The 26,237-nt window shown below is 62.6% G+C and carries 28 protein-coding genes and 1 pseudogene; 14 read left to right on the top strand and 15 right to left on the bottom strand.

Going from position 1 to position 26,237, the window contains the following annotated elements:
• Nucleotides 1-2 precede the first annotated feature (2 nt).
• The 7 genes and pseudogenes from NDO75_RS23630 to NDO75_RS23605 form a co-directional block, all read right to left on the bottom strand.
• Nucleotides 3-701 (bottom strand): helix-turn-helix domain-containing protein, encoded by a 699-nt coding sequence (locus tag NDO75_RS23630; RefSeq protein ID WP_310909087.1) that lies wholly within the window; start codon nucleotides 699-701, stop codon nucleotides 3-5.
• A gap of 54 nt (nucleotides 702-755) precedes the next feature.
• Nucleotides 756-1,838 (bottom strand): glutamate--cysteine ligase, encoded by a 1,083-nt coding sequence (locus NDO75_RS23625; RefSeq protein WP_310909086.1) that lies wholly within the window; start codon nucleotides 1,836-1,838, stop codon nucleotides 756-758.
• A gap of 94 nt (nucleotides 1,839-1,932) precedes the next feature.
• On the bottom strand, nucleotides 1,933-3,525 hold the full coding sequence (locus NDO75_RS23620; RefSeq protein ID WP_310909085.1) for a fatty acid--CoA ligase: 1,593 nt from the start codon (nucleotides 3,523-3,525) through the stop codon (nucleotides 1,933-1,935).
• Between the two features lie 398 nt (nucleotides 3,526-3,923).
• A pseudogene (locus tag NDO75_RS27815) lies at nucleotides 3,924-4,031 on the bottom strand (VapC toxin family PIN domain ribonuclease); the annotation flags it as partial.
• Nucleotides 4,028-4,180 (bottom strand): hypothetical protein, encoded by a 153-nt coding sequence (locus NDO75_RS23615; RefSeq protein ID WP_310909084.1) that lies wholly within the window; start codon nucleotides 4,178-4,180, stop codon nucleotides 4,028-4,030. The gene NDO75_RS23615 and the pseudogene NDO75_RS27815, both read right to left, overlap by 4 nt.
• Nucleotides 4,181-4,342: 162 nt before the next feature.
• A complete protein-coding gene (locus tag NDO75_RS23610) occupies nucleotides 4,343-4,480 on the bottom strand; it encodes a hypothetical protein (RefSeq protein ID WP_310909083.1) in 138 nt (45 codons plus the stop codon).
• On the bottom strand, nucleotides 4,477-4,902 hold the full coding sequence (locus NDO75_RS23605) for a PadR family transcriptional regulator (RefSeq protein ID WP_310909082.1): 426 nt from the start codon (nucleotides 4,900-4,902) through the stop codon (nucleotides 4,477-4,479). The genes NDO75_RS23610 and NDO75_RS23605 overlap by 4 nt, the downstream gene beginning before the upstream one ends.
• A gap of 867 nt (nucleotides 4,903-5,769) precedes the next feature.
• Here NDO75_RS23605 and NDO75_RS23600 point away from each other — a divergent pair.
• Both NDO75_RS23600 and NDO75_RS23595 read left to right on the top strand, forming a co-directional pair.
• A complete protein-coding gene (locus NDO75_RS23600; protein WP_310909081.1) occupies nucleotides 5,770-6,429 on the top strand; it encodes a helix-turn-helix domain-containing protein in 660 nt (219 codons plus the stop codon).
• A 92-nt stretch (nucleotides 6,430-6,521) separates the two neighbouring features.
• On the top strand, nucleotides 6,522-6,947 hold the full coding sequence (locus NDO75_RS23595) for a response regulator (protein WP_310909080.1): 426 nt from the start codon (nucleotides 6,522-6,524) through the stop codon (nucleotides 6,945-6,947).
• Nucleotides 6,948-7,355: 408 nt separating this feature from the next.
• Here NDO75_RS23595 and NDO75_RS23590 read toward each other — a convergent pair whose 3' ends face one another.
• From NDO75_RS23590 to NDO75_RS23575, 4 genes are all read right to left on the bottom strand, one after another.
• Nucleotides 7,356-7,988 (bottom strand): fibrillarin-like rRNA/tRNA 2'-O-methyltransferase, encoded by a 633-nt coding sequence (locus NDO75_RS23590; RefSeq protein ID WP_310909079.1) that lies wholly within the window; start codon nucleotides 7,986-7,988, stop codon nucleotides 7,356-7,358.
• Nucleotides 7,981-8,868 (bottom strand): NOP5/NOP56 family protein, encoded by an 888-nt coding sequence (locus tag NDO75_RS23585; RefSeq protein WP_310909078.1) that lies wholly within the window; start codon nucleotides 8,866-8,868, stop codon nucleotides 7,981-7,983. The genes NDO75_RS23590 and NDO75_RS23585 overlap by 8 nt, the downstream gene beginning before the upstream one ends.
• Before the next feature lie 82 nt (nucleotides 8,869-8,950).
• Nucleotides 8,951-10,078: a DUF63 family protein gene (locus NDO75_RS23580; RefSeq protein WP_310909077.1), complete on the bottom strand. Its 1,128-nt coding sequence runs from the start codon at nucleotides 10,076-10,078 to the stop codon at nucleotides 8,951-8,953.
• An 86-nt stretch (nucleotides 10,079-10,164) separates the two neighbouring features.
• The gene (locus NDO75_RS23575; protein WP_310909076.1) at nucleotides 10,165-10,968 is read right to left on the bottom strand and encodes an inositol monophosphatase; all 804 of its coding nucleotides are present in this window, start codon (nucleotides 10,966-10,968) and stop codon (nucleotides 10,165-10,167) included.
• Between the two features lie 174 nt (nucleotides 10,969-11,142).
• On the opposite strand from NDO75_RS23575, the gene NDO75_RS23570 reads away from it, so the two are divergent.
• Both NDO75_RS23570 and NDO75_RS23565 read left to right on the top strand, forming a co-directional pair.
• On the top strand, nucleotides 11,143-12,327 hold the full coding sequence (locus tag NDO75_RS23570; protein WP_310909075.1) for a S8 family serine peptidase: 1,185 nt from the start codon (nucleotides 11,143-11,145) through the stop codon (nucleotides 12,325-12,327).
• 33 nt (nucleotides 12,328-12,360) lie between these two features.
• On the top strand, nucleotides 12,361-13,704 hold the full coding sequence (locus NDO75_RS23565; protein WP_310909074.1) for a hypothetical protein: 1,344 nt from the start codon (nucleotides 12,361-12,363) through the stop codon (nucleotides 13,702-13,704).
• A 234-nt stretch (nucleotides 13,705-13,938) separates the two neighbouring features.
• Here the strand turns inward: NDO75_RS23565 and NDO75_RS23560 are convergent, their stop codons facing one another.
• Nucleotides 13,939-14,577 (bottom strand): DUF3883 domain-containing protein, encoded by a 639-nt coding sequence (locus NDO75_RS23560; protein WP_310909073.1) that lies wholly within the window; start codon nucleotides 14,575-14,577, stop codon nucleotides 13,939-13,941.
• A gap of 412 nt (nucleotides 14,578-14,989) precedes the next feature.
• Between NDO75_RS23560 and NDO75_RS23555 the strand changes: the two genes are divergently transcribed.
• The 7 genes from NDO75_RS23555 (at nucleotide 14,990) to NDO75_RS23525 (ending at nucleotide 20,973) form a co-directional block, all read left to right on the top strand.
• Nucleotides 14,990-15,409, top strand: coding sequence for a hypothetical protein (locus NDO75_RS23555; protein WP_310909072.1), 420 nt, complete (start codon nucleotides 14,990-14,992; stop codon nucleotides 15,407-15,409).
• Between the two features lie 254 nt (nucleotides 15,410-15,663).
• Nucleotides 15,664-16,116, top strand: coding sequence for a hypothetical protein (locus NDO75_RS23550; RefSeq protein ID WP_310909071.1), 453 nt, complete (start codon nucleotides 15,664-15,666; stop codon nucleotides 16,114-16,116).
• On the top strand, nucleotides 16,113-16,316 hold the full coding sequence (locus NDO75_RS23545; protein ID WP_310909070.1) for a hypothetical protein: 204 nt from the start codon (nucleotides 16,113-16,115) through the stop codon (nucleotides 16,314-16,316). The genes NDO75_RS23550 and NDO75_RS23545 overlap by 4 nt, the downstream gene beginning before the upstream one ends.
• Nucleotides 16,313-16,552: a hypothetical protein gene (locus NDO75_RS23540; protein ID WP_310909069.1), complete on the top strand. Its 240-nt coding sequence runs from the start codon at nucleotides 16,313-16,315 to the stop codon at nucleotides 16,550-16,552. Before NDO75_RS23545 ends, NDO75_RS23540 begins: the two co-directional genes overlap by 4 nt.
• Nucleotides 16,545-16,973: a hypothetical protein gene (locus tag NDO75_RS23535; protein WP_310909068.1), complete on the top strand. Its 429-nt coding sequence runs from the start codon at nucleotides 16,545-16,547 to the stop codon at nucleotides 16,971-16,973. Before NDO75_RS23540 ends, NDO75_RS23535 begins: the two co-directional genes overlap by 8 nt.
• A 238-nt stretch (nucleotides 16,974-17,211) precedes the next feature.
• Nucleotides 17,212-17,769: a hypothetical protein gene (locus tag NDO75_RS23530; RefSeq protein WP_310909067.1), complete on the top strand. Its 558-nt coding sequence runs from the start codon at nucleotides 17,212-17,214 to the stop codon at nucleotides 17,767-17,769.
• 2,010 nt (nucleotides 17,770-19,779) lie between these two features.
• Entirely contained in the window at nucleotides 19,780-20,973 is a 1,194-nt protein-coding gene (locus tag NDO75_RS23525) for a transposase (protein ID WP_310909066.1), read from the top strand.
• 190 nt (nucleotides 20,974-21,163) lie between these two features.
• Here NDO75_RS23525 and NDO75_RS23520 read toward each other — a convergent pair whose 3' ends face one another.
• The 3 genes from NDO75_RS23520 to NDO75_RS23510 all read right to left on the bottom strand — a co-directional run bounded on the left by NDO75_RS23520 (nucleotide 21,164) and on the right by NDO75_RS23510 (nucleotide 21,891).
• On the bottom strand, nucleotides 21,164-21,355 hold the full coding sequence (locus NDO75_RS23520; RefSeq protein WP_310909065.1) for a hypothetical protein: 192 nt from the start codon (nucleotides 21,353-21,355) through the stop codon (nucleotides 21,164-21,166).
• Nucleotides 21,356-21,437: 82 nt separating this feature from the next.
• On the bottom strand, nucleotides 21,438-21,647 hold the full coding sequence (locus tag NDO75_RS23515; RefSeq protein WP_310909064.1) for a hypothetical protein: 210 nt from the start codon (nucleotides 21,645-21,647) through the stop codon (nucleotides 21,438-21,440).
• Nucleotides 21,640-21,891: a hypothetical protein gene (locus tag NDO75_RS23510; RefSeq protein WP_310909063.1), complete on the bottom strand. Its 252-nt coding sequence runs from the start codon at nucleotides 21,889-21,891 to the stop codon at nucleotides 21,640-21,642. Before NDO75_RS23510 ends, NDO75_RS23515 begins: the two co-directional genes overlap by 8 nt.
• 178 nt (nucleotides 21,892-22,069) lie before the next feature.
• Between NDO75_RS23510 and NDO75_RS23505 the strand changes: the two genes are divergently transcribed.
• The 3 genes from NDO75_RS23505 (at nucleotide 22,070) to NDO75_RS23495 (ending at nucleotide 25,494) form a co-directional block, all read left to right on the top strand.
• Complete coding sequence (locus NDO75_RS23505; protein WP_310909062.1) at nucleotides 22,070-22,900, top strand: hypothetical protein; 831 nt, start codon at nucleotides 22,070-22,072, stop codon at nucleotides 22,898-22,900.
• 212 nt (nucleotides 22,901-23,112) lie between these two features.
• Nucleotides 23,113-23,298, top strand: coding sequence for a hypothetical protein (locus tag NDO75_RS23500; RefSeq protein WP_310909061.1), 186 nt, complete (start codon nucleotides 23,113-23,115; stop codon nucleotides 23,296-23,298).
• Nucleotides 23,299-23,574: 276 nt separating this feature from the next.
• Nucleotides 23,575-25,494, top strand: a complete 1,920-nt coding sequence (locus NDO75_RS23495; protein WP_310909060.1) for a PAS domain S-box protein — start codon at nucleotides 23,575-23,577, stop codon at nucleotides 25,492-25,494.
• Nucleotides 25,495-26,237: the final 743 nt, after the last annotated feature.

The following is a 26,237-nucleotide window of genomic DNA, read 5'->3' as shown; positions in this document are numbered from 1 at the left end:
GTTTATTCGTCCGCCGTGCCCGTCTCGGAATCGTCGCTCTCGTCGTCCGCGCTTTCGTCCGCCTCCGTGTCGACGGTGTCGATCTGCACGTCGTCCTCGAACTCGATGACGTCGGCGTCGTCGTCGGTCTCCGGTTCGTCGTCCGACGCCGGCTCGTCGCCCAGCGTCGGCGCGGTATCGTCGACGGTGATCTTCACGGGCTCTACGTCCTCCTCGAGTTCGGCTCGCGGCTCGCGGTCGCTCTCCCGGTCGAGGACGCGGTCGAGCGTGAAGATGGTGTTGAGCTCTCGCTGGACCTGATCGGCGACGCCGCCGACGAGGTCGCTGGGCTGGATCGCCGTGTACTCGTAGGGGTTGTTGCCGGCCCCCTCGCTGGCGCGCTTTTCCCGCGTCACCCGTTCCTCGTCGTGGAGCTCTGCGAGGGCTTCGCGGACGGTGCTCGGATAGAGCCCGGTCCCCTTCGCGACCTCTTCGGAGGTGCTCCCGGGGTTGGCCAGCAGGTAAACGTAAATCTTCGCGCGCGTTTCCGTGTCGAGGATCCACGAGAGCAGATCGACGATCCGCTGGTCGAGCTCCTCGACGGCCGGGCGTCGACCGGGGTCCTCCGCGTCGGTCTCGACGAAGTCGGCCGGTCCCTCGAGCGATTCGTCTCGATCGTCCGTACCGTCGACCGGACCCTCGTCAGTGTCGTCGGAACTCATGTGGCTTCTCGTACAGGACGAGGCCTCGAGCGGAGTTAAACCTTTGCGGAGCGGTCACTCCGTCTGGAGGAACAGCGACTGGCAAAGGGCGTCGGACCCCTCGTTTTCCAGCAGGCGACGTTGCCGATCGGCCCCGCTCTCGCGCTCGTAGACGTCTTTGATCCCGTCGATCCCGAGGCGCTCGCACTCGCGGTCGACGACTTCGCCGAGGTCGACGGTGCCCTCGAGGTCGCGGTCGATGAAGGCGGCGTCCTGACCGTACCGGATGGCCCGCCACTTGTTCTCGTCGAGCAGTTCGCGGCGGTGTTCGTGGCCGCTCGCGCCGTCCTCGTACTCCTCGGCGAGCGCTTCGACGAGCGCGTGGGTGTACTCGACGAACGCGAGCACGACATCGGGATCGGCCTGGCCGTCCGGCGCGCGGAGTTCGACGGTTCCATGGGCGGTATGGGGGCGCACGTCGTACCAGAGCTCGCCGCGGTCGTTGATCGAGTCGGTCTCGAGCATCAGCCGCTCGAACCGATCGAACTCCTCGAAGTCCTCGAAGTGGGTCGGCATCCCGGTGTTGGGCAGCCCCTCGAAAATCTTCGCGCGGGCGGACTGGAGACCGGTGTCGAACCCGTTCCAGTAGGGCGAGTTCGCGGAGAGGGCGAGCATCACCGGGACGTACCACCGCAGCTCGTTGGCGATCCAGACCGCCTTGTCGGCGTCGTCGACGCCCACGTGAACGTGGACGCCCGCAGTCGTGTTCCGGTGTTGGGGATACTGAATGCGGTCGAGCTGTGCGCGGTAGCGCGGTTTCTCGGCGTGCTCGAGTTCCTGCCACTTCGCCAGCGGGTGGAGGCCGGCGGCGGCGATCCGGAAGCCGTGTGCCTCGGCGTGGTCGACCAGCGCTCGCCGCACCGCCAACAGCGAGTCGCGCGCGTCGTCGGGCTCCTCGATCAACGGCGTCTGCGTCTCGATAACGAACTTGAACAGTTCGTGATCGAGTCGTCCCTCGAGAATCTCGGGCGGGTCGTGTTCGTAGACGAGTTCGTCGGTCCCGCTGGTGGGGCGGCCGTCCTCGTCGACGACGAAACACTCCTCCTCGATCCCCAGCGTTCCCATGCGCGTAAACGATTCTCGCGACCCGCGTTCCATCGTCCCGTGTTTCTGGCCCCGACAGTAAATACGGTTTGGAGTCGGTGCGGACGACCGGAACTTCGCGCTCCGGCCGACCGCTCATCGCGGCGCGTCAGGACGAGACCGTCTCGGCCTCGGGCTCGACGGCCGCCTCGTCCTCGCGGAGCTTGAACTTCTGGACCTTGCCGCTTGGGTTCTTGGGGAGCTCGTCGACGAAGTAGTACGTCCGCGGGCGCTTGAAGTCGGCGAGCCGATCGCTCTCGAGGACGAATTCGTCGAGGTCCGCGGCGTCGACGCCGTCGGCCACCACGTACGCGACGATCCGTTCGCCCCACTCCTCGTCGGGTTCGCCGACGACGGCCGCCTCTTCGACGGCGTCGTGGGCGAACAACACGTCCTCGACCTCGGCCGGGTAGACGTTCTCGCCGCCGGAGACGATCATGTCGTCCTTGCGGTCGACGACGTAGAGGTAGCCGTCGTCGTCCTGGTAGCCCAGGTCGCCCGTGTAGTACCACGTCGTCCCGTCGGCCTCGCGGAGGGATTCGGCGGTCGCCTCGGGCCGGTTCCAGTACTCGCGCATCGTACACGGGCTGGAGATCAGGATCTCGCCGATCTCGCCGTCGTCGACCTCCTGATCCGGATCCGCGTCGGGTTCGACGATCCGCAGCCGGTGGTTGAGCCCAGGCAGGCCAGCGGAGCCCTGCTTCGAGAGCTGGTCCTCCGGCGGCTGGAAGACGCCCGCGGGGCCGATCTCGGTCATGCCGTAGGCCTGCAGGTAGTCGTCGCAGAGGTGCTCCCGGCAGTTCTCGAGGACCTGTTCGGGCATCGGTGCCGCGCCGTAGAGGCCGAGTCTGAGCGACGAGACGTCGGCGTCCATCTCGGCGGCGGTCATCGAGAGCGCGTTCCAGGCGGTCGGCGCGGCGAAGACGAGCGTGACGTCGTGTTCGTCGATCGCCTCGAGCACGGCGTCGGGTTCGAACTCGTGGTGGATCACGCTGGCCGCGCCGCGGTGGACCCGCGGGAAGAGGTTGCAGTGGAGTTCAGCGCAGTGGTACAGCGGCATCATCGAGAGGCCGACGTCGTCGCGGGTCATGTTCGCCTCCGCGATGCACAGGAGGTTGTGCTCGATCATGTCCCGGTGTTCGTGGACGACACCCTTCGGCCGACCCGTCGTCCCGGACGTGTAGATGAAGGCGTACACGTCGTCTTCGTCGACGTTCACGTCGGGCTTTTCCGGGGAGCCCGACTCGAGCATACTGTAGAACCCGCTCGCGTACTCCGGCACCTCGTCGCGGTCGTCGTCGATGTAGACGTACTCCGAGACCGTCTCGAGGTTCGGCCGCGCCCCCTCGACCGACTCTCGAGTATCGGATTCGAAGAGGACCATCTCTGCCGCGGCGTCATTGATGATGTACTCGATCTCGCCGGCCGGCAGGCGGAAGTTCAGCGGGGTGAAGACGGCACCGATCTTCGCGCACGCGTAGACGGTGAGTGCGATCTCCGAGCCGTTGTACAGTACCGTGGCGACTCTGTCTCCCTTCTCGATGCCGGCCTCGAGCAACGCGTTCGCGAGCCGATTTACGCGTTCGTCGAACTCCGCGAAGGTCCAGCGCTGGTCCTTGCGGGGATAGACGATCGCGTCGCGGTCGGGATGGCGCTCGACTGTCCCCTCGAGCGTGTCACCTAACGTGGGGTGTGCTGACATACCACGACGGCGTACCACGAACACCCTTATATTCGTTATTGTATAATAGGATCGTGGGGCCAGTTGTGGGCTATGTTACGAGGCCTCCTGTTTCGGGCTAAAGAGTGCGCAGTTCGGACACCACACGGAGCCGTCCGAGCGTCTGATCTTTTTGCCATTGCAGTCGGCACAGCACTCCTCAGCATAGCGTGCCATACGATAGATGGAGGGGAGGGGGCCACTATGTATATTCCGGTGGTGTCATGTTCTGTGCTGCCAGATTCTCACGTCACATTGGAGGACTAGATGCGGACTGAAAGTTCGCCTCGGAAACGATGGAGGGCTATACGACGATGCTACCGGTAATTCGATCTCGACTACGATTGGCTCAGACTAGATCTTGCGGTCGCTCTGCACCGTGTTTTCGTAGCTTCGAAGCCGTTGAGCACTCGAACGGCAGTTTCTGATCGGTCAGTGTCGTTGGTGACGGCGGCAACGATGACGTTCGTATCGAGAAAGAGTTTCAGAGGTGTTCGCGGACGTCCCGAACCGCTTCCACAGCATCGGTATCGACCTCGACGGCCAATTCGGTGAGTGCGTCACCGAGGGGAACATCCTCGTCGTCCGCCGGATCATCGGCCATGAATTCGGCGAAGTCGTCGGTGGTGAGGCTCATACCCGACGGTACCAGTGCCGTTCGCAAAAGCCTGCTGGGGGACGTACACGTTCGATCGTCGTCCTCGAGCGAATTCGATCGGTACAGATTCGGGATGGGAGAGAGCACGACCGGCTCACCGATCCGACGATGCGACGGCCAGAACGGATCTCACTCGACCGATCACTCGAGCCGTCGCCCGCGGGCGTCGACCGCGAGCGCGCAGTCGTCACAGAGCCACCAGCCAATCAGCGGATCGCGGTCGATGACCGCACCGCAGTCGGGACACCGCTTCGGCGCCCGATCTCGAGCCCCGCTCATCCCTCGCCGTCACCTCGAGCACCCGCCCCACCAGTTTCGGAGTCGAACGCGGCGATCCCGCAGGCGTCCGCGAAGCGCTCGGCGCGCTGGATGAGCAGCGCGCGGCCGGCGTCGGTGAGCGGATAGGCGTCGCCGCGGGCCTCGAGTCGTCGTTCCTCGAGGAGACCGAGTCCGACGAGGGGCCGCAGATTGAACTCGAGCCGGGTGCGGTCGACGCCGGGGTAGGCGCGCTCGAGCGTGTCGGTGATCGCGCGTTCGTCGGGGACCACGCCGTCGCGCTCGCAACGGGCGACGGCCTCGAGACAGTCGCGCTGGAAGCCAGTGAGGTCGATCCACGCACACCGGCCGTCTGCGGGTGGGTAGTTGGTGGACGATACGTCCGCTCGAGCGGGATACTCAGGGTCTTGCGAATCGTCGTGCATGGCTTCTGGAGGGGTTTTAGTCGTTATTCGTGGATCGGTGTCTGAAACATCGGCCGGCCGCTTTCGAGGCTGTCCGAGCGACATATACACAGCCCTTGTCTAATATTCATTAGATTAGACCTACTAATAGTTTGCTAGCACGCGTATCAGGGTAGTCTAAAACAAACAAAAATGTATTAATCGGGTGTTATAGGCGGGTTTGAACCGTATTCAGGGTAATGAGATTGGATGCGGAGTGGATGGTCAGGGCCGATGACCGAATCTTGGAATTTCTCGAGGAAGAAGGGCCTCATCCGCCCTCGAAAATGGAAAGAGATGAACGGATAAAATTCGGCGCAGAATATCTCGGCCGACGGTGCCGAGACTATCTTCGGCCGCACGGCCTCGTGAAGAATCTCGGAAACGGTGTGTATGCGGTCACCGAAGACGGCATTTCATATCTGGATGGCGAACTAGACGTGAGTCAGATAGCGCCTCGAGAGTAACCAATTACTCAGACTCGTACACACAGCTTCCGAACTTCTCCGTTCTCGACTTGCTGGACAGTCTGTTACGCACAAAACCGGTGAAGTATGTTGATCACTAAGGTGCCAGCAGTGACTCAGACAACGACTCGGTTCAACGCATACACACGATAAGTTGTGACTCGTGTGCATATTCGGGAATCGGATTCTGTCGACATGCAACCCCGAGGGGTCGAATCGGAATGATGCTTCAACGTCTTCTATTCACCCAGAGATAGCTGAACACCGCGATAACTACGGTGCGTAGTTAGCAAGTCGGGAGCAACAAGAGCGGATTTGCGGAATCGTTCGGGCTCACTACTCTATGGGAGGTTTTTACAGCCAACGCGACATCGTTCGAACAATGGCTACTGAGGCTACCTTTACCGTTCCATCCGATCAGTTCCCCCTCGGCACCGTATTCACACAACTACCGGACGTAACGGTCGAACTCGAACGACTGATTCCGTCGCGTGACGTGGTGATTCCCTACTTCTGGGTCCGAGGAACGGAAGTCGAGGGCGTTGAAGGGGAATTTTCTGACCATCCGGGTGTGAAGCAAATCCAACTCGTCGATTCCGTCGAGGATGAGTATCTCCTGCGTGTCGAGTGGCTACTCGAATACGACGACGTACTGAGTGTGCTGACCGAGACAGACATCCCGCTCATTAAGGCGACCGGCACGAACCAGCAGTGGACGTTCGACATTCGCGGGGACACTCGAAGCGATGTTGCAACCTTTCACTCTCGGTGTCGAGAACTGGACATTCCGGTCACGCTGACGGAACTGCACGCACTGACTCCGGTCGAGACCGGAACCGAGGCAGCACTCACTGATACACAGCAGGAAGCACTGGTACTCGCCTACGAGCGCGGCTACTTCGAGTCCCCACGTGAGGTGACGATGGAAGAACTTGGCGACGAACTCGGAATCTCCCAGCAGGCCATCGCGTCTCGGCTTCGCCGTGGGACGAAACACATCCTCGGGAGTACCCTTTCTGAAACGGATAAATCGAATCGCTAAACGCTTAAAGGCTGTTGTATATCCAAAAGTAGCCCTAACGGTGTTACCCGTCGAATAAGGCTACATTCAAACGTGTTCTGAGAGAGCAAACCGTGAAAACATCAAACTACCCCGACTCCCCGGGAAGAGTGAACGACCTCCTGTTAGTGGATGATAACCCGGCTGATATTCGCTTCGTCGAAGAGACGGTCAGCAATTCTTCGCTCGATGTGACAGTCCATAGTGTCTCGACGAGTGCGGCAGGTGTGGATTTCATTCACCAACGGGGGGAGTACCCAGATGTACCCGAGCCTGACCTCGTGTTTCTCGACTGGCACCTCCGGCAAACAACTGGGAGAGAAGTATTGAGGGCTATCAAGGGAGATTATTCTCATATCCCGGTAGTGATACTAACCGGCTCGAAAGCGAAGCAGGGGACCGGCCATCTACCCTCGACGAAGGCGGATTTGGTAAAGGAAAAACCGACCGACCCCGACGGATACATCAAAATCATCCGTTCGATAGCTCCCACCCAATAAACACAACACACGGTGTGTCTGTTTTAGTAGCAATCTGCCGGAGTCACCGAGAACTGCTTGCTGAACTATCCTTTGTTTTTGGCAACAGTTCGGTAGTTCGATTGCTGCTACGTTATCCACTTGACCTGTGCTTAGCGCTCGGTCGTAGTCTACTCTCTTCCCTCCTAAGCAGACTCGACAACACTCGTTATCGAGGTTCCGTTTTCTCCTACCAGTAGGTCAGCGCCGTTGTACTGTCCGGTATCAGCCAGTTTGTCTTTCCTTCAGCACGGCGCGCGCTCTGCGCGCCGCGCAATTGCCCTGCCCCCTTAGGGGCACCACAGACCGGTGCGATATGACGACAATGACGTGTGAATATTACGACTGATCAGCGTGGCGCTACCGGACCGAAATTGCGGTGAAGCTAACTCACCGCGGCCGCGCGACAATCCCGAGGTGATCCGCGTGATACGCCTCGAGCCGTCTCTCCTCCAAAACCTCGTACCCCTCCTTCAACTCCTCGCGAACGTCCGCGAACACCGCTTCCGGCTCTCGGGTCACGTCCTCGCTCCGCGCTTTCACAGCCAATAGCAACCGCCCGTCCTCGGCCAAGAACCGCCGATTCTCGAGCGCCACCCGCGCCTGCCCGCGCGTGGCCACGTCCTGGACGATCACATCCACGCCGGACTCCACGACGTGGGCGTAGCTCTCGGGCTTCCGGGCGTCTTTCAGCAGCGGAAAGAGCCGCTCGCGCGATTCCGCCGCCTCGAGCAGGTCCCGAGCAGGCCGCGCGGCGAACTCGACGGCGTAGGTCGGGCCGGCGAAATCGGCCACGTGGCTCACCGTCGTCCCGCTGGCGGCCCCCAGATAGAGGACGGTCTCGCCACCCTCGAGGCCGGTGTCCATCCCTAACTCGAGCATGGCTCCGAGCTTCGACCGGTGGGGATCCCACGCGCGCCACTCTCCCTCGGTCGGTTCGCCATAGACGGGCTCCCCTCGAGTTGCGAGTCGCTCGGTGCTGTCGAACTCGCGGCGCTCGACGCCCGCCGGGAGGTCACTCATCGTCGGCACCCCCGTCGGTCGCGGCGTCGTCCCCGCCGTCGCCGTCAGTCGTTCGTGCCTGAATCGTCTCGATCCGCTCGGCGAGTTCGGCCTCGAGTTCGGGCTTCGACTCCCCCGAATAGTGATCAACGCGCGCGGCGATTGCAAGTTTGCCGGCCACCGCTCGCGCCGCTGAGCCGCGGTTCTCGGGGTGGGTTCCCCGAACCGCGTCGTGCGTGTAGATGATCCCGTGTTTGGGAGAGGGGGCGTGGCCCCGCAGGTGGGCGAACAGGGCGTCCTCCGCGCCGAGCACCTGAATCGTCCCGCTGGGTTTCTTCGCCAGTTCCTCGAGGCCACCGGCCAGTGCGATCAGCCGGGCCGCCAGCACGGGATCGGCCAGCGCCGACAGGTTCGGCGCGACGGCCGGGGTCTGTTGCTCGAGGAACGACCGTAGCTCGTCGGCCTCGTCCGCGAGGCCGGCCACTCGTTCGGCCAGCGATCGGACGGCGGGCTCCTCGAGGGCGTCACCGGCCTCGCCGCTCGCGACCGCTCGAGCGTACTCGACGCCGGTCCCCGCCTCGGGATCGACGGTGCCGGCCCACTCGGCCAACCGCTCGGCGAGTTCGTTGGCCGTCCGGGCGCAGTCGTCCATGGCCCGCACCGCGTGAACGAGCTGGCGGTCGTCGGCCCGTTCGCGGTCGGTCACCGCCGCTCGCGTCGCGGCCGTCGTCGCCGCTTTCAGCGCCTCGTAGTAGTCGTCCGCGTCGGTCGCGAACCCCGAATCGACGGCGACGGCGGGCCAGTCGCGGGGCTCGTCGGCGCTCCCCTCCCGGACCGCGGTCGCCAGCGCGTCGGGAGTATCGCGGTCTCCGTCCGCGAACCACCCGTCCGTGTCGGTCATGAACGCTCGTTCCCGCCGCGGGCGATTAAAGTCCCCGTTCCAGTCGCTGCCGCGCGGCGAGGGCTCGAGAGGAAAGTCCGACTCAGACCCCGAACGTCGCCCGCAGCATGTCGCGGGTGCCGGGACCGAGGCCGACGGCGACGACGGTGATCATCAGCAGGACGGCGTAGCGGGGGTTCTCTTCGAAGACGGTGTCGTCGAAGATCCAGATGATGAAGACGGCGGCGGCGACTTTGACGAACAGGAACGGCCAGGCCGACCCGGTCGCCGAGACGATGTCCGCCGGGAGGATGTCGGCCGTCGTATTAGCGATCGCCCGGTTGATCGGGTGCTTCGGGACGAGGTTGGCGGGCAGGCCGAGCGTGGTCGCCCAGTCGAGACCGATCACGTTCGCGACGCCGTCGACCGCGTGGGCCCAGATGACGACGATCCCCATGTAGCGGGTGCCGCGGTTCAGCTCCGGCGCGAACCGTTCGATCGCTACCCAGGTGATCGCCGTGGTCAGCGTCGCGCCGACGAGAATGACCAGCGGGATCAGCGGGTAGAACTCCGCGTACGGCTCCGTCGCGGCCGTGTAGGCGAGATACACGATCGAAACCGTCAGCAGGGTCGTGCCGATCCCGGCCAGCGGGTACTCGTAGCCCGAGACGTAATCCTCGCGCTCGAGCCTGACCGAGCTCGCGACCGCGAACAGGGCGATGAAGAAGACGGTGAAGTAGATCAGCGGGCTGATGATGAACCCGGACCAGGGGAGCTGGATGGCCATCTCGCCGGTCGCCTCGAAGGCGGCCGCGTTGGCGTCCTCGACGACTCGCAGCGCGCCGCCGAACAGCATGAACGGGAAGAGGGCGAAAAAGCCCGCGCGGTAGCGCTCGATCTCGAGCCTGCGGACGGCGAAGATGGCCCCGATCAGGAACAGGATCAGCGACGGGATGTAGCCGGCGTAGGAGACGAACGTGTAGCCGGGCTCGGCCGTCGGTCCGGCGTTGGCGGGCGCCTGGCTACACTGGACCTGTTCGCCGCCGGCCCAGGCGACGCAGGGCCAACTGTGAGCGTCGGCGACGACCGGCCCCCAGAAGTACTGCCAGATGATGTCGACGTACACGCGCTGGGGGAACAGGACGGCGCCGAGGACCACGACGGCTGCGAGACTCGCGACGGTCGCGGCCCAGACGCGCTCGGCCCCGTACCGGTCGATGAAGTCGTCCATACCCGAATCCCGTAGGGGGGAGCGCTTACCGTTTCCGATTTCAGCCCGATTGACTGTCCCGCTGACCGCCCGATCCGGGCCGCGGCTCAGTCCTCGATCGCGCGGGCCGCTGCGAGCAGTTCGTCGTGGATCGCGCCGTTCGAGGCCACTAACCCCGTGCTGTCGTGTCGCCAGCGGTTGCCCTCGAGGTCGGTCACGACGCCGCCGGCCTCGCGGATCAGTCGGACCCCGGCGAGGGAATCCCACGGGTTGATCGCCATGTTGGTCATCGCTCCCTCGAGCGCGCCGGTGGCGACCATCGCCAGCTCGAGCTGGGCGCAGCCGAACCGTCGCATGTCGCCGAACCGTTCGACGACCTCGCGGGTGGCCGCGGCGTACTGGTCGCGCTGGTCGAAATCCCACCAGAAAGTCGGACAGACGGTGGCGGCCTCGGGGTCGTCACAGTCGCTGACTGACAATGGCTCGCCGTTCAGAAACGCGCCGTCGGGGCCGACGCGGTACGTATCGGAGAGGGCCGGACAGACCGTGGCAGCGCCGACGGGCCCGCCGTCTGCGACGGCCGCGACGGCGGTTCCGAACGCGCGGGTGCCGTCGACGTAGTTGTTCGTTCCGTCGATGGGGTCGACGATCCAGGCCGGTCCTGACTCGGGAACGTCTTTCAGCGCGTCGTCCTCTTCACCGACGACGGGATCGTCGGGGAACTCCTCGCGGATCGTCTCGATGACGGTTTCCTGGGCGTCTCGGTCGACCTGCGTCACGACGTCCGTCTTGGTCCCCTTCTCCTCGACAGCGAGTTCCGTTCGAAACGAGCTGGCCGCGACGGCGGCGCCCGCTTCGGCCGCGCGAAGCGCCATCGTCGCACGACTCACAGCAGCGTCATCGTCACTCATCGTCCGCATTCGGTGGTCCGAACGGAAAAGTGGCCCTGCTGGCGCTCGCCGTGGGGGCAGCGGTCGATGGCGGCCATCCAACGCTGGGTCATCGGAGATTCGCGATCTCATCATCGTAGCTGAAAGACACGATTGCCATAATGTATTTATCACGCTACTGTCCACCTCGGCTGTATGTTCCCTCGTTCGCCCGAAATCGGGCGACTGCGATCCGGGCTCGTTCTGGGCGTTCTCCTGTTCGTCGTCTGTAGTCTCGTCGCGGCACCGCTCTCGAGCGCCGCCGCGGCCACGGCCATCGCGGATTCTGGTGGCAGTGTGGACAGCCTCGCGGCCGCCGACACAGATGGCGGCACCGCGAGCTCGGACGGCGGCAGCGACATTACCATCGACTCGGCGCTCGAGACGGACGCCGACGGCGAGACCGTCGAGGTCATCGTCCGGCTCTCGGAGGCGAACGTATCGCCGGGCGAACCGCCCGATCAGGCGGCGACCCAGTTGAAACACCACGCCGAGCGGACGCAGGGCGAGGTCATCTCTTACGCTCGATCGACCGACGGGGTGGCGATCGAGAATCGGTTCTGGGTGACCAACGCCGTCCTGCTCGAGGTCGATACCAGTCGCGTCGACCTCGAGTCGTTCGGTCGGTTCGAGGACGTGTCTACGCTGCACGCGAACTTCGAGGTGGAACTCGACGGAGCGGCCGCCGCCAGCGCGTCGACGAGCGGAGCGACGGCGGGGACCGACTCGACCGCGACGACCGCCGGATCGGACGCCACCTACGGCCTCGAGCAGATCAACGCGACCACGGTGTGGGACGAGTACGGCGTCAACGGCAGCGGCACGAAAGTCGCCGTCCTCGACACGGGCGTCGACGCGAACCATCCGGACATCGATCTCTATACGACCAATTCGTCGGACCCCACCTATCCGGGCGGCTGGGCGGAGTTCGACCAGGACGGGAACAGGGTGTCCGGATCGACGCCGCAGGACTTCGGCGACCACGGAACCCACGTCAGCGCGACGGTTGCGGGTGGGAACGCGAGTGGCTCCCACATCGGCGTCGCGCCCGGCGCCGATCTGCTGCACGGAGCCGTACTGACGGACTGCGAGAACGGTTGCAGCGGGACCTACGCCCAGATCATCGAGGGGATGCAGTGGGCGGTCGACCGGGACGCCGACGTGGTGAGCATGAGCCTCGGCGCGCAGACCTATGCGGAGCAGTTCATCGACCCGGTGCGGAACGCCCGGTCGGCCGGGACGATCGTCGTCTCGTCGTCCGGAAACGACGGTGACGGCACCAGCGGCTCGCCCGGCAACGTCTACGAGGTATTGTGGTCAATCCCTCCAATGTCTTGCTGACCATGATCGCGACCGCCACCGGAGGTGGTCGGCGTGACTGCGAACGACGATCACGACCGGCTGGGCAATCACGTCGTCGACCGCGACCGCGACGCCAACCTGTCGAGCGGCCTGAGTATGTGTCAAAGGGTACCGGGGGCAGGGGTGGATCGTGCGTCGCTCGAGCCGGCGTGGCTCCCGTGGTCTCGCCATCCGCGGTCGGACGTGAGAGAGCGAGCAGCCAAGAGAGTCGCGAAAGCAGGCTCCTGCGGCGTGGTACTGAGTCGGCTCGTCGGCGAGATGCACGGTTACGACGCCGTCGCGAACGCGACCTACGACTACAAGCATCTTCGGCGATATGTCGCCGAGCTTGAGAAAGACGGCTACATCGAGATCGAACGGATGCGAAACCCATTCGGCCGAGATCGGCCGAGTGAGCGCTGTCCGCTGTTGATAACAGCAACTGACGCGTTGTACCACGCGATCGCCGAGAGCGTGCTTGATACAGCGAGTAGGAGAAAGTGTCCGCAGGGGTCTCGGGATAGTAACGGGGGCGAATCCGAGAAGTCGATCGCGAAAGAGAATGCGGAAGCGCGTCTACGGAGACGGTCGACGTTCGAGACCGCTGCGGAGTGGGGCGGACTGATCGGCTCGTATGGGGCGTGGAAGCTGGGCTACGAGCGGACGCGGAATGCGGATCGAACGCGGTTCACGGTGGCGTCGGAAGCGTCGGAGGCAACGGGCCGGTTGCTCGACGCGTTCGATCTGGCGGCATCAACCGGCTATGAGGGCGGGGCGATCGTGACAGGGACGACGGATCCGGGGGAGTTCGAGACCATCGAAGACGCGGTGGCTGAGATAACAGACGACGAACGCCGGCTACGAAAGTGGATCGCTCGGCGACTCGATGATGGGATGCCGGCGTATATCGCCGCGCCGGAACCGACGAAATGGGGCGCACCACACGTCCATATCGCGCTGTTCGGCGTGGACGTGGATGGGGAGGAGTGGCCGTCGGACCACGCGTTGCATGACTATTGGCTCAAGCGTCGGGGACGCGGGCACCAGATCGACGTGGAGCCGATCGCGGTCGACGAGACGGGCTCGTGGTACTGGGTTGGCGACGGCCCGGACGGCGCCGGATGCCCGCCAGCCCCGTATCTCGCGGAGGGAGCACGATCGATTGAGACGGCGGCGCGGACGGAGGCCGGCGATATACAAGCGATCGCCAACGCCTACCGGGAGCGCGGGAGCGAGCCGATCAAGAAGTTGGACCCGGCAACGCTGGACGTGCCGGCGTCGGTGACGGCGAGCCCGGACGCGATCCGACAGGCGGCATGGTACTGGGCGTCGGATACGCGAGCGGCGACGAACGGGTCGGAGGAGATCCAGTCATGACCGACGAGAACGAGACGGGCGACGAGTGGGCGTGGCGATCGCCAGCGCCGTGGTCGACGCGACCGCGGGGGGCAACGGGGTAAACGATCCAAGATTATATGGTCCCTCGTAGCCCAGTCCTACGTGCTACTGGATGCGGGCTCTGGCCGTTGGCCGGTGTCCGCTACTTCAAACCGATGAGCGACAGCTCTCTACCGCGCTCATAGTTCAAACGCGATCGGGCGAGCTGCGGTTTCAGTAGCGGTGATGGACGGCTCGTGCATCCTCTGGGGATAGGTACGCGCCGTCGGTGACGTGGAGGTACTCCGGAACCAGCGTATAGCCACTGAGGCCGTACATATCGCCGAACTCTTTCACCGACGAGCGTCTCGCATAGCCGATGATCTCAACGCGATCTGCGCCGCGACTCGCGCGGCAGAGGACAAACCAATCCGCGTTGTCGATCCGAGATCGTTTCACCGTGGCTTTTGGGTCCTGTCTCCGCGTCGTTTTCACTTCGACGCGGGCGTTTCGGCCGTCTCGTCGCGGGATTTCGAGATCGTAGCCGCGGTCGCCTTCGTAGTCGTCGGTGATCCGCGTATCGAGCGGAACGCCGAGCCACGTGGCGACTGCGTATTCGCCGGCGACCCCGACGTTGTGGCGATCGATAGAGCGGAGGTTCGGTGCCCGCTTCCGAGCGTACTCGCGGAGGATGCAGCAGATCTCGTCATCGAACTCGACGCGCGTATAGTTGTCGCGACCAGCATCTGCAGCGGTCGCGAGCGGATAGAGGCGGTCTGGTTCGGTCGCCGTCTGCTCGTTGGTGATTGGGATTTCGGTCGTCTCTCGAACGTCGGTTTGCTCGTTACCGTTGGCGGAGTCGTGGTAGCTCATAGTTGTGACTGGTCGTGGATGTAGCTGATCGGTCGTGACCTCCGCCAGAATCGCTCCTGCTACTGGATGCGGGCTCTGGCGATGGTCGGGGAACGCGACATTCAACGTGTTGATCGCCGGGACATATAAGGATTGTACTACCGCGGTGAAAGTGAACGCCGAAAACCGCGATACGGCGTTGGGGTGGACGCCATTTCTTTATGTACCCTTTATAGGCTGATGTCCGTTCCATAGCTGTCGCTGGTGAGATGGTCACCAGAATCGCTCCTGCTACTGGATGCGGGCTCTGGTGCCTAATTCCCGCGTTATCTTCGAACGCGGCATTCCTGTCTGTCTCGAGCGGAAGCAAAAGCTTAGCGGAGACCACACGATCTGTGAATCTTATGTGCAATCGGATATGTATAGGTGTTTGATGGCTTTGTACGACATCCTCGACGAATACGAGAACGGCTGCGTGGCTGTTCGTGGTCCAACTACGTGCTTTGTTGACATTCCAGATGGTGATCGGGTCGTATTCGAGGAGTCAACCCGGGTTCTCTATGACCGGAGGGCTCGGGTATATGCAGCACTGTACGTGATGTTAGGGCCGATTCCTTTACTGGACGATCGCGATGTAATCCCGGTGAAAGTCGCGGCCGCTGGGAAACCTGCTATGGCCGCGTATCTCTTCGCGAACCATGGCGGGGACTACTATTCCGAAAGCGAACGCAAATATGAGGTCTATCAGAAGGTCGGTTCTGCTCTTGGTATCGGGGGAACCACTGTTAAGAAATACCACCGGCGGGTTCTGAGAGATGTCCAAGACAAACGGGTAGGTGGAATCGCTCGATAACCCGACCTCGGGGCGGTGTAGGAGCATCGACGCCGCGATCGGGACGCGAGCGTGGGGCCTGTTGCCCCGAAACATACTTCCATTCGTGGAGCGTGAAACGGATGAGGATATATGTCGACCGACTCTCACTCTGCGGTTCTCGTCCGGGATGCCGATCTCGCTGCGGTCTTCTCGGTGATCGGAGAAGAAAGTAATCGCACGATCGACGAACTCGAGCGGTACGAGCTCGGACTGGATGAATTGGGGGGATTGGAATGACGCGTTCGACGACGAAAGCGGACGACGAAACGGGCATATCAACGCATAGCGAACCCAAATACAGCGATCTCGAAATCCCGCTGACAGACCCGGCGGAATTGAGTTGGCCGCAACGTCGTGCCGACTTGCTCGACGAGATCTATGCGCGGGGCCACCCGTCGCTCATCAACCAGACGGAGATGGCGGAACGATATGACGTGAACCAGTCGACGATCTCGCGGGATCTGGACGCGCTGGCCGACCATATCGACGAGACGCTGGGCGACCGTCGCGACCTCGTCACGGAGTCGGTCTATCGGCGGTCGATCACGGGGCTATTGGAGGAGGAGGAGTGGAAAGACGCTGTCTCCGCCGTCGAGTCGTGGAACGAGTTCCTCGACTCTCGCCGCGATTTGAAGCGCCTCGAAGAACGCGTCGCGGAACTCGAGCGAATGGAGGGGCGACGATGACGGATCGTCGACGACGCGATCTGCGAGACCGCGTTGATCGGCTCGAGCAAGCCAGCGGCGGACGGATGCGCGTCCGGGTCAGAGGGTTGAACTTGCTCAGCGAGCCGACGCCCGACGAGCCGCTATGCTCGGGATGCGAGCGCGACGACTGCTTGGACTGCCTCGACCTGCTCGGGGACGACGCGGAGGGCGGCCGATGACGCGACGGCGTCGCAAACGCGAGCTGCGAGACCGCGTCGCCGATCTCGAGACCGCCCGCGGCAGCTGGGATATTACGATCATCCACAGGTCAGTCGACGCGATCGCGACGGACGCGGTCGACGACGACGCGCTCGAGGACGAAACGGAGATCATCTCCGAATCGTCGTGGCCAGACGGTAGCCGCGTCGAGATCCGCCGCGAAATCAACGCGGACGGTGACGGTGACGATGACTGACGACGACGGTGACGGACGCGATCGGAACGATCTCGAGCCCGACCGACCGCGAGTCGAGCCGGCCGACGTGTCGTCGATTACGGAGGACGACCGCGACCTCAATGCGGCGCTGGTCGAGACGATCTCGGACGGGGCGGGGACCGACGCGTTCGACCGCGCCGACTGGTCGCGCTATGCGAAAGCGGTCTTGGCGCACCGCGGCCACGACCCGGAGAACGTCGTTATCGTCGCGAACGATGACGGCGTCGAGATCGTCCCGATGGAGGAGTACCGTCGAGAGAAAGAGTCGCTCGCGGCGATCAGCGAACTGGCGACGCGCTACTTACGGCGTGTCGAGCGGCGTCCGATCGCCGAGATCGAGCAGATGACTGACATAGAGCGCGTTCAGGCGTTCGTCGACAAAACGGGTGCCGGCAAATGATCGCGACCGATGACCGACGCGTCCGACGTGTCGACGGCAAGGCCAGTGGCAGTTACTGTCATAGTTCAGCGGTCGACCGCGGCCGCAAGCGGCCAGCCTTCTCGTTCGAAAGTCATAGAACGCGCTCCGATCGCGGGCAGGACCCCCGCGTTCGACGGCGCGCTTTCTCTCTCCGCTCACTCTGCCGTTGCCGTCTCGAATCGCTTTCCGACCGACTTCTCTAACTACGAATCCATATATGGAACCAGAATCTACCGTCGAATTGAATCGCGAACAGCTATCCTTGCTCTACGCCGCCCGCGAGATCTCGAAACGAGATGGCGAGCCGGCGGTCGTCGATCGCCACGTCGTCGACGACGTGCGCGAACTCCTCGGCGACGTGATCGGCGAGACGACCGGGTTGAGCGACCCGATGGCGCTCGACCTCGAACAGATGATCAGGCAGATCGACGCGGATCGCGACGACGCGGTCGACCAGCTCGCCGACGCGAATCAGATGCCGGAGACGGGCGGCGTCGAACCCGACCCCGATCCGCAAGGCGACGAGCCGGCCGACGACCCGATCGCGACGGTCGGGGACGCGTTCGGAGCCGCCGACGCCGACGCGCAGCAGGAGGCGATGCTCCTCCTCGCGAAAGCCGAGACGCTCGAGCGGAACGACCGGCTGCCGGAGCATTCACCCGAATTACGGGCTGAAGCGGCCGAAATCATCGACGTAAGCGTCGACGATCTCGAGTCGGCGATCGACGCGGACGAGATCGACGTACCGTCGTCGCCGAAACTGGCGCTCCAATAAGCGACGCACCGCACCGCGATCGCGACCGGCGGTCGGTCGCGGGCCGTTTTCCTGTTGGTCTCGCTCTACGGTTTGAGAGTCCGTGTCTTATCTCAGGTATATCGATCGCGAAGTCCAGATTGAGAAGGGAATGTGCCTTTCGTGGTGGTGTTGGTAGCGGATGTCCCGGTCCCGCCGGGACCGACACCACTGGACCGCCCTCCCCATCAGATGGTACAGTTGCACACCACAAAAGGGTAGCTATTGTTATATTACAATGAAATTGAACGTTAAAGAGAACAGACGTGAAAATGCCCAAAACGAATCTATATCTACGGCATGAGACCGATCAATAACGTTTTAGGAACGATCTCAGACGGTAGTGGTCGGGTTTATCAGTCCAGACTCGTTCTTCCGTTAGGAACCACGTCTCGAGAGTCCATCTTCTATCTCGATTTGTGGGACCAGAACCGCGATCGAGAGCTGTCGGTCTCGAACAGTGGGTCGCCGCCGTCGTGCGTTCTACCTGAGTTAGATATTCGATCGGAGAGGACCGACGCGCCCGTTGCCTCGAGAAAGCGAGAGCTCTCGGTCAGTCGTCGCCGATCCAGCGGTAATCGTGGTGGCCGGCGCGGTATTCGACGAGCCCGACCTCGTCGCGGGAAAGCGACGAGAGTGCGGGCCGGACGGCGCGCTCCCACCAGATGCGGTCGGAAAGCGAGCTATCGGCGGCGTTGATCCTCAGCCCCTGTAACGCTAAATATGCCGCCTACGGGCAACGTTTCAATCCCATCGCCGAGATTGACTGTTGGAACTGAATACGGTCATGCTTGCGCTAATCCATCCGTGCAAGGTTTCAGTCCCATCACCGAGCGATCGACCGTTGGAACCGGCAGTCGGCGCGCCGGTGTGGAAGAGGACTCTCTGTTTCAGTCCCGTCGCCGGGAACTCGGCCGTTGGAACTGTATATCTATAGAAGCCTGTGGATATATTAGTGCGTTTCAGTCCCGTCGCCGGGAACTCGACCGTTGGAACACGGGTCCGGGGGCCCCCTGCGCGCCTATCCGATAGTTTCAGTCCCGTAGCTGGGAACTCGACCGTTGGAACGTCGTCGCGAGCGATTCGGGGATTCGGATGTACTAGTTTCAGTCCCGACGCCGGGAACTCAGCCGTTGAAACGTCGTAGTGGTCTTACTTGGACACTCAGGGGGCGTCCGTTTCAGTCCCATCGCCGGGACCTCAGGCGTTGAAACGATGCTCGAGACACTGGAGCGTGGGATTTCGATACATAAGTTTCAGTCCCGTCGCCGGGAACTCGGCCATTGGAACAGTCTGGATTGTGACGGAGACGACCGGAGAGTCCGAGTTTCAGTCCCGTCGCCGGGAACTCGGCCATTGGAACTGGGTGGACTGGAACCGAAATATGCTCTGCATTCCAGTTTCAGTCCCGTCGCCGGGAACTCGGCCATTGGAACAGGGGGTGAGATCGTTGTATGAGTACGCTCGGCGAAGCTTATGGCGTCGTATCGAAGTAGCCGATCGTCGACCCTTGTTGTCCACCTCCTTTATATGAGTCGATGAACTCGCGATATGAGTGTGAGATTTCTGTTTCCGTTCTTCGGGCGATTGGTGGATCGCCCTCGGTATACGGTGGGATACCCACTCTTGGCGTGACGAATTCCTTCCCACAGGGGATATGCCCTGTACCTACGGTCTGTAATTTCCGGGACCGCGTCGGACTCTCGTCCTGTGTCCCAACCGCTGTTGGTGTAGTACTACCTCGAGCCGGGCGCTGTCGATGCGCCTCTTTTCGCCTATCCCGGCGGAGACCCGTGGGCGAAGAGGTCCGTGCCCGTGCATCTAAGCAAGGATCATCCGGGCCGGGCTTAACGGCGGGCGGGCCTACAGCCGTAGTATCGACGGCTGAGAGGGGTGAAACTGCCCCTCGTCGGCCGTGACCTATAGCCACGACCGAGTTAGATAATGGATCTATAGCCACATTGATAAGGATTAGGGAATACTGTCAGTTCGATGGCGGAAGGGGAGCCTACCACGCTCGACGAATTCACCGCGGGGACGACGACCGAATCGGTCGCGCGGACACTCCGGCTGAAACTCGAAACGAGCAACCAGAAGAACAGCCGAATTCGGGACGCGGTCGATGACTGGCAGACCGTCGCCAAGATCATCGCGGCCTACCTTCCGTCGTTCCCACCGTATCGATGGTCCGGTCGAGATACTCAACTGACTCGTGTTGCGGCCCGAGAAGCGCCGGACGATCTCAACTTATACGCCCACGATCGGAACGCGGCGGCCTATAAGGCGCAGGAGGCGTTTAACAGCTGGAACGAGAGAGGACGTGATGGCGAGCGTCCGATCGGCGAATTCGGTAATAGCGACTATCTTCGGATTTGTAGTTGCTGTACGAAGCCCAGCCGCCGCGTTGAAATCGTCGAAAACGAACGGGGATATGGTCTCCGAGCGAAGATCGTACCACGGGAAGATCCGCTCTGGTTCCATATCGACTGCGGTGAGTACCAGCGTGAGTACCTCGAACGGCTCGTCGCAGGCGATCTTTCGTATGGGGCACTGGAGTTCCGGCTCAACGACGGCGATCTCTTTGCTCATCTCTCGATCGAAGAAGAGGTTGAGGTCTATCGACCGGAGGACGTATCGACACGGATTGGCGTTGATTTAGGCGAGACGACGCTCTACGCGGCTGCGGTCGTCGACGATGAGGAAATCGTTGAGGTCGAGATGGAATCCGGTGCGGAATTCCGACACCACCGCGAGCGGCTCGATCGCCGGCGGACGGAATTGATGGAAGCCGGGGATTTACGCGGCGTTCGAGCGATCCGGGGCGAACGGGAACGGTATACCAACCATGTCACTAATACGGCGACTCGTGAGATCGTCAGGCTCGCCGAGCGCCATACTCCCGCGGTGATCCACCTCGAGAACCTAACCGATTATCGCGAGACGGCTACAGACCCGATCCACGACTGGCCGTACGCGCGTCTTCAAGAGCAAATCAGTTACAAAGCGACGGAACGGGGGATACCCGTTCGCTTCGTCGATCCCGCCGGGACAAGTACGACGTGCCGAAAATGCGGACAGCGGACGCCAGAAGCGCGAACAGGTGATACTTTCCATTGCCGCCGGTGCGACTACGAAGTTCACGCCGACGTAAACGGGGCGATCAATATCGCGCTCCGAGCGGAGTAACCGAGCGTACTATCGCTCTCCTGTGGCTTGGGCTATCGATTGGGGGTCCGTTGGTTACCCGGCGATGGTAGGACCACCGTCGCGTCTGTTAAACCATCTCACACCGGTCTCTGTCTGACGTACACCTCCGCTAAGAAATTGGCCGAGAGAGAACCGCCGGATCGGTCCTCTTGAGACGAGCGTCGCCGAATTACTGGCGGCGGTCGCGATCAGGGGACAGCCGCTCGTAGGTGTCCTCCGTCACGTCGACCATCTCGACTCGCCACTCGGACTCAGCAACACGGCCGGAGCTGATGATCGTAGCCCGATCGATCGGGTGTTCCTCAGGTGCGATGCTCTGATTCCAGTCTATACGGATTTCTTTTGATGGGGATTCTACCATCGGCTAACACTACTCAAAGTAGACTTAATTATCATTGGACAAAATGTTCTGCGAACACCCGTTCTCGTGCAACTCGGACGTGTTATTCGGGGACTTTGCTCTCGTCGTCCTCATTACCCTCGTCCTTGTCGGCCCCCGTTCGAACTGCTCGACCAGCCGCGGTATCTGGCCAGTCATCGCGCCGGTACTCGCCGGCGTGCTCGGTATTGACGTGCTCGACGAGCGCCGCGGCGCTATCTGCCTCGAACTCGCAGTGGTCGGACGACGGACACGGATAGACGCGGTCAGTCATCGTCGACGAACCAGACGAGAGATTTCGCGATCTTCTTGCTGTTAACTCTCCCCTCGTCGCGGAGCTGTCGCAACCGACGATCGGCACCTTGGCGGGTCATACCGACCTCGTCGCCGACCTCGCTGGTTGCGGCCGGTTCGTGGGTGCGAACAGCGGCGACGATCTCGTCGTCGGTGACGCGCTTGGTATATTCGCCCGACTCTGTGCGGTCGAGATCGCCGCGCTCGTGTCCTCCGTCGTCCATACGCGACGGTATGCGGAGGTGTCACTTATCCCTGTTGCTTCTAAAGCAAGTGGACAGTCACCACGATCGCGTGTGAGCTTTATATGGGTTTCCACCGTAGCAATAGGCAAGGAAGGAGGGCGAGACGGGCGCTGGAACGCCCGGATGACCGCGCTCGTTCCGCTACGGTGTTCAGCCAATGACCCGAAATTACAAGTTCGATTGGGAAATCGCGGAACGAACGGAACCGCTCACGAAACGCGACGTGCGAGCCCTCACGCAAGGGCACCGGGTCCGCAACGGCGGCGGCGACGGTGCGTTCGTCGTCGAATCGATAGCGAGCAGCAACGAATACGCGGTCGACCTTCGGCGTGGTGCGTGTGACTGCCCGGACGCCGATGGCGACGGCGGAACGATCTGTAAGCACCAAAGGGCAGCCCAATTCGCCACGGGAATGCGGCCGATCCCGACCGACGCGCTCCGGCTCGACGAAATCGCGGTCGACGTGATTCGCGACGGCGACAACGACGTGGTCGACCTCGACGCGGTCGACGACTACGCGCAGATCCGGCTCGAGACGGACGACTCGGTCACCCGGACGCCGCGGTGGGCGACAGACGACGGCGAGATCGTCGAGACGGTCCAGTCCGAGCCCAAGCCGCCGTCGGTCGGCGCGGAGCTCGACGCCGAGCGGGAGATGGTCGAGCGCAACGCGGAGGAACGCCACGCGCTCGACGGCGGCGAGAGCGAACCGGCGACGTGCGGCGCGCAGTGCCGGGACGGCTCGGACTGCGAGAACCCGGTCGGCGATCATGACCGGTGCCACCTCCACCGGGACGACGAGCCCGAGCAGGTCCAGTCCGAGCCGGCGGCCGACGCGATCGGCCTCGAGACTGACGACGCGACGGCGCTCGCGAACGCCGCGACCGACGGCGGCGCGGTCCAGATCGACGCCGACGGCGACGGGGACGTGCTCGAGCGCGTCCTTGCGATCGCGGACGACCGGCCGATCATCGTCGTCGTGAACTGACGAGATCGCCTCTCTTTTCGCCGATTTGTGCTACCGTGGCAAGAGGTGGCAACTCGAGCGACTCTCCGCCGGACCCCGGAAATGAGTTAAGTGAATGGCTACCGTAGCAATTGGTGAGGAGAGACGGCACGCTCGGGCGTTCGGTCGCTCGAGAATGCCCGGCTGCTGGAACAGCCGGACGGTGCCTGTCTCCGATCACGGTGTTCAGGCCAATGACCCGGAATACAGGCGGTCGAAACTCGGTGGCGAACGGACTTGAAACTGACCCACGCGACGGGGGCTGCCCGCGGTGTGGGCGGCCGACGGCGGTCGTCGACCTTTCCGATTTCGGGCCGGCGGCCGGGCAACTCTGCGATCACTGCGGACTCGTCTCGGCGACGGAGGTGCCGGCGCGATGACGACGCGTTGTGCGAGATGCTCGGGACGACTCGAGATCGTCCGCACCGAGCGGACGGAGACGCGCCAGTACGGCGTCGGTCGGGATGACGCAGCCTCGATCGTGTGGTCGGTCTAATCGATCGGCCACGGCTCCCAAATCAGCCTCCGCTCGCGGAGGGTTTATAGCCCGTCGTGATCTGATATAGTCCATTATGACCACCAGTTCGCTGACTGATAATCTCCGAGAAACTCTTGCACTCTTCGATATTCCCGGCGCTCCGCAGACGACACTCGAGGTGGCAGATCAGCTCGATCTCGGTCGCCGAAGTACATACGAACGTCTTGAGCGGCTTGTCGACCACGGTGAACTCGAGACCAAGAAGGCAGGGTCAAATGGCCGTGTTTGGTGGCGACCTCATCACTCGAAAGCCGAAGAGACCGCCAACGCCGGGGAGTGGCCAACCGGTACCGAATCGCTGGCCGACGCCGTCGAAGAGTACGCGATCTTTATGCTCGACGCAGACGGCTACGTCCGGAACTGGAACACGGGGGCCGAACAGATGAAAGGCTACATGCCTGACGAGGTGGTCGGCGAACATCTCTCGACGTTCTACACTGAGGAGGATCAAGCAGCGGGCGTTCCCGAACGGAATCTCGAGCAAGCGACCGAAAGGGGGTCAATCGAAGACGAGGGATGGCGCGTCCGTAGGGACGGGACGCGGTTCTGGGCGAACGTCACGATCACGGCACTTCGGGACGATGACGGTACCCACCGAGGATTTCTGAAAGTCACTCGCGATATGACCGATCGGTACGAGCGCGAACAGGAACTCGAGAGCGAACTCCAGCGCATTCTTGACCGAATCTCCGACGCATTCTACGCCCTCGACGAGGAGTTCCGGTTCACCCATGTCAACGGGCAAGCGGAAGAACTCCTGCAACAATCTGAATCGGACTTACTCGGCGAAGTCGTGTGGGACGTGTTTCCCGATGCCCGTGGGAGCCGTGGTGACGAGGCGTTCCACACCGCACTCGAAAGGCAAGAAGCCGTCTCCTATGAAGAACAATTCCCGACCCTCGACAAATGGTTCGACGTTCGGGTGTACCCGTCCGAAACGGGGCTTTCGGTCTACTTCCGCGAGATTACCGAGCGCAAGGAGCGTGAACAAGAGTTAGAACGGTACGAGCAACTCGTGGAGACAATCTGGGACGGCGCGTACGCACTCGACGAAAACGACCGCTTCGTCCTAGTCAACGAGGCGTTCTGCGACCTCGTCGGCTACGATCGCGACGAACTGCTGGGGGGACACCCGACGCTAATCAATAGCGAGACAATAAACGAAACCGCCAACGAACTGGAAACCGAGGTTATCGCCGGCGAGCGCGAGGTTGGCGTCCTCGAGTACGAGTTCGAAACGGCCGACGGGGAGACCGTACCCGTGGAAACGCGGTTCGGACCTTACGAGTACGGCGACGGTCGCATCGGTCGATGCGGAGTAAGTCGCGATATCAGTGAACGCAAGGAATATGAGCGGAAGATCGAGGAATCGAACGAACGGTTAGAGCAGTTCGCCTACGTCGCCTCCCACGACCTGCAAGAGCCGCTGCGGATGGTCACCAGCTACCTCCAGTTGCTCGAACAGCGCTACGGTGACACCCTCGACGAGGACGGTGAGGAGTTCCTCGAATTCGCGGTCGACGGGGCCGAGCGGATGCGCGAGATGATCGACGGCCTCCTCGAGTATTCTCGGGTGGAAACCCGCGGTGATCCGTTCGAACCCGTCGTCCTGAATAATACTCTCGAGGCCGTCCATGCCGACCTACAGTTCCAGATCAAGGAAACGGATGCCGAGATCACGGCCGAGGACCTTCCCCGCGTCGAGGGCGACGCGAGTCAGCTCCGGCAGGTATTTCAAAACCTATTGTCGAACGCGCTCGCCTACAGCGGCGACGAACCGCCGCGGGTACACATCGGAGCCGAGCGACGCGACAGCGAGTGGGTAATCTCCGTCGAAGACGAGGGTATCGGGATCGAACCGGACGAACACGAGCGAATCTTCGAGGTGTTCCAACGGTTACACTCCCACGAGGAACGCGATGGAACCGGGATCGGGCTCGCGCTCTGTAAACGGATCGTCGAGCGCCACGGCGGCGAAATCTGGGTCGAATCCGAACCCGGCGACGGTTCGACGTTCTCGTTTACCCTCCCAACGTAAGCGATGATCGGAATGCCGCTGGCGATATTGAGTTCGACGGCAGCGGACGACCTCGCGCAGGCACTAACGAGAGTCACGGCGGAAGTGGCGCGGCGGTAACCGACGGCGGCCCGCTCTTGCTCGAGCGTTGCCGTCTCTCGTCCGTTCGACGCTCGCGGAAGGGGTTGACGGATCTCACTCTGGATCGGCAGAGAAACCGATCTCTGGCCGCTCTCGGGCAGCGGGTATGATCGGCGCGGTTGACTCGACGCGAGCCCGTTACCGTCGGCGTCGGACTGGCCGGCGCGATTGACGCGCCGGCTACGGCGGCCGACCGGTACCGGACCGCGACCGAGACTGACCGACCACGACCACCGGAGCGCTGCGGGATCTCGCGCCGCTCGGTCGCCGATCGGACGCGGCTTTCTTTGCTCATCCGACGGACGGTAGTTATAGACAACCGTTCCGCTTGGACGGGGAGTTACGGGCTGAGACGGCCGAATCTCCCCGAGAGATTCAAGGTGATAGAGCGCTGACGCACGGCTATCGAAATGATCTGAGTGCGAAAGAATCGACGCGGGAGGACCCAACTCCCGCGTCACGGCGGCGGTGAATGCCTCATCCACGACCCGGCTGGCTTGACTACGATCACACCGGTCGCGGTATCTCGGAAGACGCGCCGAACGCTGGTAAATGTTCGGTGGCCGTCGGCAGATCGCGCGATTTCTCGGTCGTCGGTTGGGTCGTGAGCCACATTTGCGATC

The sequence above is a fragment of the Natrinema sp. 1APR25-10V2 genome, assembly GCF_031626495.1.
Classification (GTDB): domain Archaea; phylum Halobacteriota; class Halobacteria; order Halobacteriales; family Natrialbaceae; genus Natrinema.
Note: the sequence above shows the minus strand (reverse complement) of the source record. Positions and strands in the feature narration are given on the sequence as shown.

Bases quoted from the DNA above. Each gene is read 5' to 3' on its own strand.
- NDO75_RS23545 (WP_310909070.1), top strand. From the start codon at position 16,113: ATGACGGATCGTCGACGACGCGATCTGCGAGACCGCGTTGATCGGCTC.
- NDO75_RS23535 (WP_310909068.1), top strand. From the start codon at position 16,545: ATGACTGACGACGACGGTGACGGACGCGATCGGAACGATCTCGAGCCC.
- NDO75_RS23580 (WP_310909077.1), bottom strand. From the start codon at position 10,078: ATGGACGACTTCATCGACCGGTACGGGGCCGAGCGCGTCTGGGCCGCG.
- NDO75_RS23590 (WP_310909079.1), bottom strand. From the start codon at position 7,988: ATGAGTGACCTCCCGGCGGGCGTCGAGCGCCGCGAGTTCGACAGCACC.
- NDO75_RS23570 (WP_310909075.1), top strand. From the start codon at position 11,143: ATGTTCCCTCGTTCGCCCGAAATCGGGCGACTGCGATCCGGGCTCGTT.
- NDO75_RS23520 (WP_310909065.1), bottom strand. From the start codon at position 21,355: ATGGTAGAATCCCCATCAAAAGAAATCCGTATAGACTGGAATCAGAGC.
- NDO75_RS23575 (WP_310909076.1), bottom strand. From the start codon at position 10,968: ATGAGTGACGATGACGCTGCTGTGAGTCGTGCGACGATGGCGCTTCGC.
- NDO75_RS23555 (WP_310909072.1), top strand. From the start codon at position 14,990: ATGGCTTTGTACGACATCCTCGACGAATACGAGAACGGCTGCGTGGCT.
- NDO75_RS23500 (WP_310909061.1), top strand. From the start codon at position 23,113: ATGACCCGGAATACAGGCGGTCGAAACTCGGTGGCGAACGGACTTGAA.
- NDO75_RS23515 (WP_310909064.1), bottom strand. From the start codon at position 21,647: ATGACTGACCGCGTCTATCCGTGTCCGTCGTCCGACCACTGCGAGTTC.
- NDO75_RS23585 (WP_310909078.1), bottom strand. From the start codon at position 8,868: ATGACCGACACGGACGGGTGGTTCGCGGACGGAGACCGCGATACTCCC.
- NDO75_RS23620 (WP_310909085.1), bottom strand. From the start codon at position 3,525: ATGTCAGCACACCCCACGTTAGGTGACACGCTCGAGGGGACAGTCGAG.
- NDO75_RS23505 (WP_310909062.1), top strand. From the start codon at position 22,070: ATGACCCGAAATTACAAGTTCGATTGGGAAATCGCGGAACGAACGGAA.
- NDO75_RS23550 (WP_310909071.1), top strand. From the start codon at position 15,664: ATGACGCGTTCGACGACGAAAGCGGACGACGAAACGGGCATATCAACG.
- NDO75_RS23625 (WP_310909086.1), bottom strand. From the start codon at position 1,838: ATGGAACGCGGGTCGCGAGAATCGTTTACGCGCATGGGAACGCTGGGG.
- NDO75_RS23605 (WP_310909082.1), bottom strand. From the start codon at position 4,902: ATGCACGACGATTCGCAAGACCCTGAGTATCCCGCTCGAGCGGACGTA.
- NDO75_RS23615 (WP_310909084.1), bottom strand. From the start codon at position 4,180: ATGAGCCTCACCACCGACGACTTCGCCGAATTCATGGCCGATGATCCG.
- NDO75_RS23560 (WP_310909073.1), bottom strand. From the start codon at position 14,577: ATGAGCTACCACGACTCCGCCAACGGTAACGAGCAAACCGACGTTCGA.
- NDO75_RS23600 (WP_310909081.1), top strand. From the start codon at position 5,770: ATGGCTACTGAGGCTACCTTTACCGTTCCATCCGATCAGTTCCCCCTC.
- NDO75_RS23540 (WP_310909069.1), top strand. From the start codon at position 16,313: ATGACGCGACGGCGTCGCAAACGCGAGCTGCGAGACCGCGTCGCCGAT.
- NDO75_RS23530 (WP_310909067.1), top strand. From the start codon at position 17,212: ATGGAACCAGAATCTACCGTCGAATTGAATCGCGAACAGCTATCCTTG.
- NDO75_RS23525 (WP_310909066.1), top strand. From the start codon at position 19,780: ATGGCGGAAGGGGAGCCTACCACGCTCGACGAATTCACCGCGGGGACG.
- NDO75_RS23510 (WP_310909063.1), bottom strand. From the start codon at position 21,891: ATGGACGACGGAGGACACGAGCGCGGCGATCTCGACCGCACAGAGTCG.
- NDO75_RS23610 (WP_310909083.1), bottom strand. From the start codon at position 4,480: ATGAGCGGGGCTCGAGATCGGGCGCCGAAGCGGTGTCCCGACTGCGGT.
- NDO75_RS23630 (WP_310909087.1), bottom strand. From the start codon at position 701: ATGAGTTCCGACGACACTGACGAGGGTCCGGTCGACGGTACGGACGAT.